Source organism: Protofrankia sp. Cj3, assembly GCF_917627355.1.
In the GTDB taxonomy this organism is placed as follows: domain Bacteria; phylum Actinomycetota; class Actinomycetes; order Frankiales; family Frankiaceae; genus Protofrankia.
On sequence record NZ_CAKJTR010000115.1, the window covers coordinates 1 to 6157 of the forward strand.

Genomic DNA, 6157 nt, shown 5'->3' on the forward strand with positions numbered 1-6157 from the left:
AGGCCAGGGCATCCTTGACCCGACGGCGTTGACCACTGTCGATGCCGTCGTCCACCTTGCCGGCGCCGGGGTCGGGGATCATCGTTGGACCAGCGGCTACAAGAACAAGATCCTCAACAGTCGAGTAGCCGGCACGACGCTGCTCGCGGCTGCTCTCGCCGATCTGGACGAGCGTCCGCGGGTGCTGCTGTCGGCCAGCGCGGTCGGCTGGTACGGCGACACCGGGGAGCGTGAGGTCGACGAGTCCGCACGCCCCGGGACCGGCTTCCTCGCCGAGGTCACGGCCGCGTGGGAAGCCTCCACCGCGGTCGCCGAACATGCCGGGGTGCGTGTGTGCCATCTGCGTTCAGGTGTTGTGTTGTCCACCCGCGGCGGAGCACTCGCCAGACAGCTCCCGCTCTTTCGGCTCGCTCTCGGCGGCCGGCTCGGATCGGGCCGCCAATGGCTGAGCTGGATCACGCTCGCCGACGAGATCGCGGCGATCCGTTTTCTGCTCACCGCCGACGCCGTTCACGGCCCGGTGAACCTGACCAGCCCCGAGCCGGTCACCAACGCGGCCTTCACCCGCGCGCTCGGCGCGGCGCTGCGCCGCCCGGCGATCATGCCGGTACCCGCGGCGGCGTTGCGAGTCGCGCTGGGCGACTTCGCCGACGAGGGTGTGCTCGTCTCCCAGCGGGTCAGACCGCGGGTGCTCACCGAAGCCGGCTTCACCTTCTCCCACCCCGCCATCGACGCCGCCCTGGCGGCTGCCATCACCCGCGCGGACGGTGACTGACACCGCTGAGCGATCGGCAGCACGATCAACGGCATTCAGCCGACGGTGTCGACCTTGGCGATCCGCCAGCCCTGCTCGGCCCTGACCATGGCGATGTCCCACTGTTGCCGGTCATGCCCAGGCTGACTGGCGAGGACCTTTCCCGAGGCGTCCACATAACTGTACGGAGGGAGCCGATCGGTGACTCGTAGTACGGACTTCTCGCTTCCAGCCTCCCTGACAGCAAGATCAATAATCTCCTGATGTAAGCCGACCGCATGGCCACCGCGCGCGACCATCTGCCGCATCAGCACCACATCCCGGGCATAGGCGGTGCTACCGGCGGCGTCCACATCGGTCAGACCTGCCTCGTTCGCCTGTTCGAACGCCCGGCTGCGGGCAACGTCCAAGCCCGCCAGGACATCCCGCCAGCCCTGCTCGGACGGCAAGCCCGTGGCGGGAGCCGCATCGAGTTGACGCGCCTGCCGCGGAGCGGACCGGACGGCGACCAGCAGGCCACCGACCGCCAGCGCCGCGATCACGGTGACCACAGCCACGATGACCAGGATGCGCCGCTGGCCGGAGAACCCGGCGCGCGGTTCGCCATGCGCGGCGACAGTACGCACAAGGGCCGCGCGAGAGCTCGACCCGCGAGAGCTCGACCCGCGAGAGCTGGAGGCACGTGAACCGCCAGCGGTGCCGGCCGCCTGGGCGCGCGGCGACCGGGCCGATCGTGGCATCGTGTGGGCGGGCGGCTTTGTCCGCAGGCCGCGGCTGGCGGGTTCAAGCTGGGCATCGTCGGCTCCGGTCGGCTGCGGGGGCAGCGGCAGCGGCAGCGGAGTGACCGCGTCGCTGACGAAGCGAACCGGCGCCGGATTGCAGCTGTGCGCCAAGGCCGCGACCAGCTCCTCCGCCGTGGGCCTGCGGACGGGATCATCAACCAGGGCCGGCGCGACCGCCACCGCAACGGCCGCCGCGTCCGGACCGGTCGCCTGCGGCATCGTCGCGAGCAGCAGACTCGCGAGATCGCTGACGTCCGCTGCCGGTGTCGTGACCACACCTGCCAGGCCCGCGACGCCGACACCGGCGAGCACCGGCCGGCCGTTCGGCTCCAACAGGACATCATCAAGATCAAGTTGCCCGTGGGTGAACCCGGCGGCATGCGCCGCGGCCAGCGCCTGAGCCAGTGGTAACCCCACCGTGACCACCTCGCCGGGGTCGAGGCGTTCCCGCGTCCCCAACAGCTGGCCCAGACTGATCGCCCCGGTAACGGGCTCGGCGATCACCGCGAGGCCCTCAGCCGTGGCGATCACATCGATAAGCGGGAGGAGGTGCGGATGCGAAAGCCCGACCAGGGCTCGCGCCGCCCGCATCGCGGCATCCCTCGCCACGGCGTCCGGTGGCAGCCGCACCCGGCGGACCACGCACTCGGCTCCCGTGGCCACCATGCGGCCGGCCCAGACCTCGCCGGCACCACCGTCTCGCACACGGGCCCGCAATACCACCCCGGGAATGACCGGACCAGCCGGAATCCCGCGCCGTCCGCGAGAACCCATGGAATCGTCCACTGCTGCCACAAGCCGTGACGGTAGGCCGAAAAAGCAATTCTGTGCAGCCGTCTCCATAAACCTGTGGATAACTCGTGTGAACGCCTGGCCCGACGATAGGCTCCCACCGGGCACACCGCTTCGCGCCGCCGCGTGCGGCGAGCGCCGGCCAACGGATGCGACCGGGACGGGGGCTACACCATGAACATTCTCGCGACCAGCGCCGGCTTCGCGCCGGACGGGCGGTGGGGCATCCGGGTCGGCCCGGTCATCCGCCACGCGCTGCACCTGGCCCAGAGCCCGGCACGTCCCAAGCTCTGCCTGCTGGCGACGGCCAGCGGTGACGACCCGGCGAGCTACGCGCGCTACTACGCGGCACTCGCACGTGATCTGCCGGACGTGCGCGTGTCCCATCTCGCCCTGTTCCCCATGCCGAACGTGGCCGACGTACGCGCGCACCTGCTGGATCAGGATGTGATCTGGGTGGGCGGTGGCAGCGTCGCGAACCTGCTCGCGGTGTGGCGGGTCCACGGCCTCGATTCGATCATGAAAGAAGCGTGGCAGGCCGGGGTTGTCCTGGCCGGCGTGTCCGCGGGGTCGCTGTGTTGGCATGCCGGCGGTACCACCGACTCGTTCGGGCCGGACCTGCGGCCAGTCACTGATGGGCTCGCTCTGCTGCCGTTCAGCAACACGCCGCACTACGACTCCGAAGCCGGCCGGCGGCCGTTGTACCGCGGGCTGGTCGCCGCGGGCATCCTGCCGCCCGGTTGGGCCACCGATGACGGCGTCGGCCTGCACTTTCGCGGCACCGAGCTGGTGGAGGCGGTCGCCGACCGGGCCGACGCGTACGCCTGGCGGGTCGAGCGGGACTCGGCCGTGGAGGCAGGCGCCCGGGAGACGCAGGTGGTCCCCCGGCGCCTGCCAGATGTGTGACCCAGACGGCGTCTTCCTGTCCGCGCTGGGACAGCACCACAGGTCAGCGTAGCCTCGTGTGCATGGAGGTCATGCGGCTGGGCCTGGTTCCCTACGACGATGCCTGGCGGCTCCAGCGTTCGCTGGCCGACCGGCGGATCGCTGACCAGACAGGCGACACGTTGATCCTCCTGGAACACCCCGCCGTCTACACGGCTGGTCGCCGTACCCAGCCATGGGAACGCCCGGTTGACGGCACCGCGGTGGTGGACGTCGACCGAGGCGGAAAGATCACCTGGCACGGCCCCGGCCAGCTCGTGGGTTATCCGGTCGTGCGCCTGCCAACGCCGCTGGATGTGGTGGCCTACGTCCGCGCGCTGGAGAACGGGCTGATCGCAGCCTGTGCCGACCTCGGCCTCCCGACCGCGCGGGTGACCGGACGCAGCGGCGTATGGACCACCGACGGCGCACGCAAGCTCGCGGCGATCGGTGTACGGGTGCGTTCCCGCGTCGCCTATCACGGCTTCGCGCTCAACTGCTGCCCGGACCTGGCCGCCTTCAGCCGGATCATCCCGTGCGGGATCGCCGACGCCGCGGTGACCAGCCTCAGCCAGGAGCTCGCCCGGACCGTGACGGTCGCCGAGGCCCTGCCCATCGTGACGGACCGCCTGGTCAACGTGCTGACAGCCTTCACGGCGCCCGGCCCGGCCGGCGGCCAGGCGGTGGCCTCAACGCTGTCGTCAGCCCTGCCACCACCGGACCGGGCGACCGAGACGGTACGCGAGCCGGAGATGGCAGGGTGACCGCGGTCACGCCGGACGGCAGAAAGCTGCTGCGGCTGGAGCTACGCAACGCGGCAACGCCGATCGAGCGCAAACCGCCCTGGATCCGCACCCGGCTGCGGACCGGCCCGCGGTACTCCGGCATCCTGGATCTCGTCCACGACAAGGGCCTGCACACGGTGTGCGAGCAGGCCGGCTGCCCGAACATCTACGAGTGCTGGGAGGACCAGGAGGCGACCTTTCTCATCGGTGGGGAAGTGTGCACCAGGCGTTGTGATTTCTGCCAGATCGATTCGGGACGACCGGGCGCGTTCGACGCCGACGAGCCCCGTCGGGTCGCCGAATCGGTCCGCGTCATGGGCCTGCGCTACGCGACCGTGACCGGAGTCGCACGCGATGACCTGCCCGACGGTGGGGCGTGGCTGTACGCGCAGACGGTCCGGGAGATCCATACGCTGTGCGGCGCCGTCGGTGTTGAACTGCTCATCCCTGACTTCCACGCCCGTGCCGAGCAGCTCGCCGAGGTGTTCGGCGCGGCTCCCGAGGTGCTCGCCCACAACATCGAGACGGTACCGCGGGTGTTCCGCCGGATCCGGCCGGGATTCCGCTATGACCGGTCGCTGGAGGTTCTCCGCGCCGCCCGCGCGGCCGGTCTGGTGACCAAGTCCAACCTGATCCTCGGCCTCGGGGAAGAGCCAGCGGAGATCCTCGCGACCATGGCCGACCTGCTGGATGCCGGCTGTGAGCTGCTGACGATCACGCAGTACCTGCGGCCCAGCCCACGGCATCACCCGGTGCGGCGCTGGGTAGACCCCACGGAGTTCACCGAGCTGCGGGCGGAGGCGGAGCGGATGGGGTTCGCGGGGGTGCTGTCAGGTCCGCTGGTCCGGTCCTCCTACCGCGCGGGCCGGATGTACCAGCAAGCGATCGAGCAACGCGCCAGCACCGGAGGCGAAGCGACCAGGCGACACAATAATTACGCAGAGTAGCCACCGGAGTGGTGCACCCGCCCCAAGGGAACTAGGCTCACCGGAAGGTCACTCGTCCGCCACCCGTGGATGACGATCGAGATCATGACTGAACAATGCCTACGACCGGTCCGGGAGGTCCGTGTGGTCGTGCTGAGGTCACTCCTGACCGCTGTTGAGGAACTCACCCTGCTGCTGCTGCCGCACGGCGGCCAGCGGACCGCGCGCCGCAACGCGTGGCGCGCCGCCGCCGAGATCTCGTTGCCGGTGGGCCGCATACCACCACAGATCGGCGGACGGATCGTGTTCGCCACCGAGCGCTGAACAATCGATCACCAAAGAGGCGATCATTTTATACTGAAGAGCACGGTACGGGTATCCGTCCCGCCGGGTCGTAGGCTCGCGGTCATGGCGCGTAAGAACAGCTCCGGCAATGACTCGCCGAGCACTGGTACGACAAAGGCCCGAGTGACGGCCTCGGGACGCAAGCAACAGCTGGACGCCACGGGGGGCAAGGCCCGACCCGGCCGCCTCGCGCAGGTCAGGACGGTGTACCGGCTCACTCGGGAACGCGATCCGCGCGCGCTCTGGTGGTCACTGGTTGGCCTCGTCCTCCCTGTCGCCATCGGGGTGCTGCTCAGTGTGCTGGTCGGGCGGCTGTGGATATGGCTGCCCATCGGGATCATGCTGGGTCTTGTCAGCGCCATGAACATCTTCAGTCGGCGCGTGCAGCGGACCGCTTACGCCGAGATGGAGGGGCAGCCCGGCGCGGCCGCCGGAATCGTCGAGCGCATGCGCGGCGACTGGCGGCTCACGCCCGCGGTCGCGGTCAACCGTCACCAGGACGTGGTGCATCGCGTGGTGTGCCGAGCCGGCGTCGTGGTGATCGCCGAAGGCCGCGGCCGCGGTCAGCGTGAGCTACTCGGCAACGAGGTGCGGCGGATCCGCAAGGTGATCGGCGAAACACCTGTCCACGACATCGTCATCGGCACCGGGCCCGGCGAGGTGCCCCTGCCCAAGCTGCAGGGAACCCTCATGCGGCTGCCCCGCACCCTACGGCGCGGCGAGGTTGATCCCGTCGAACGGCGGTTGCGGGCGGTGACCGCGCCTTCCCTGCCCATCCCGAAGGGGCCGATCCCCCGCAACATCCCCCGCGGGGGGAAGATGCGCTGACCTCGTGCCCCGCAACGGGCG

Annotated in this window: 7 protein-coding genes; 6 read left to right on the top strand and 1 reads right to left on the bottom strand. The window is 70.1% G+C overall.

The annotated features are described in order from the left end of the window. Window positions 1-775 (top strand): TIGR01777 family oxidoreductase (locus MJ783_RS15535; protein WP_239311157.1); only part of this gene is annotated, 775 nt, incomplete at its 5' end. Between the two features lie 35 nt (window positions 776-810). On the opposite strand, the gene MJ783_RS15540 is transcribed toward MJ783_RS15535, so the two are convergent. Then, window positions 811-2310 carry a protein kinase gene (locus tag MJ783_RS15540; protein WP_239311158.1) on the bottom strand — a complete coding sequence of 500 codons (1500 nt, stop codon included), beginning with the start codon at window positions 2308-2310 and terminating at the stop codon, window positions 811-813. A gap of 192 nt (window positions 2311-2502) precedes the next feature. Here MJ783_RS15540 and MJ783_RS15545 point away from each other — a divergent pair, with 192 nt between their 5' ends. The 5 genes from MJ783_RS15545 (at window position 2503) to MJ783_RS15565 (ending at window position 6136) form a co-directional block, all read left to right on the top strand. Continuing rightward, window positions 2503-3234, top strand: coding sequence for a peptidase E (locus MJ783_RS15545; protein WP_239311159.1), 732 nt, complete (start codon window positions 2503-2505; stop codon window positions 3232-3234). 62 nt (window positions 3235-3296) lie between these two features. Next, window positions 3297-4016: a lipoyl(octanoyl) transferase LipB gene (gene lipB, locus MJ783_RS15550; protein ID WP_255724028.1), complete on the top strand. Its 720-nt coding sequence runs from the start codon at window positions 3297-3299 to the stop codon at window positions 4014-4016. Next, a complete protein-coding gene (lipA, locus tag MJ783_RS15555) occupies window positions 4013-4984 on the top strand; it encodes a lipoyl synthase (RefSeq protein WP_239311161.1) in 972 nt (323 codons plus the stop codon). Before lipB ends, lipA begins: the two co-directional genes overlap by 4 nt. Before the next feature lie 84 nt (window positions 4985-5068). Further along, window positions 5069-5287 (top strand): hypothetical protein, encoded by a 219-nt coding sequence (locus tag MJ783_RS15560; RefSeq protein ID WP_239311162.1) that lies wholly within the window; start codon window positions 5069-5071, stop codon window positions 5285-5287. 84 nt (window positions 5288-5371) lie between these two features. Next, a complete protein-coding gene (locus MJ783_RS15565; protein ID WP_239311163.1) occupies window positions 5372-6136 on the top strand; it encodes a DUF4191 domain-containing protein in 765 nt (254 codons plus the stop codon). Window positions 6137-6157 lie beyond the last annotated feature (21 nt).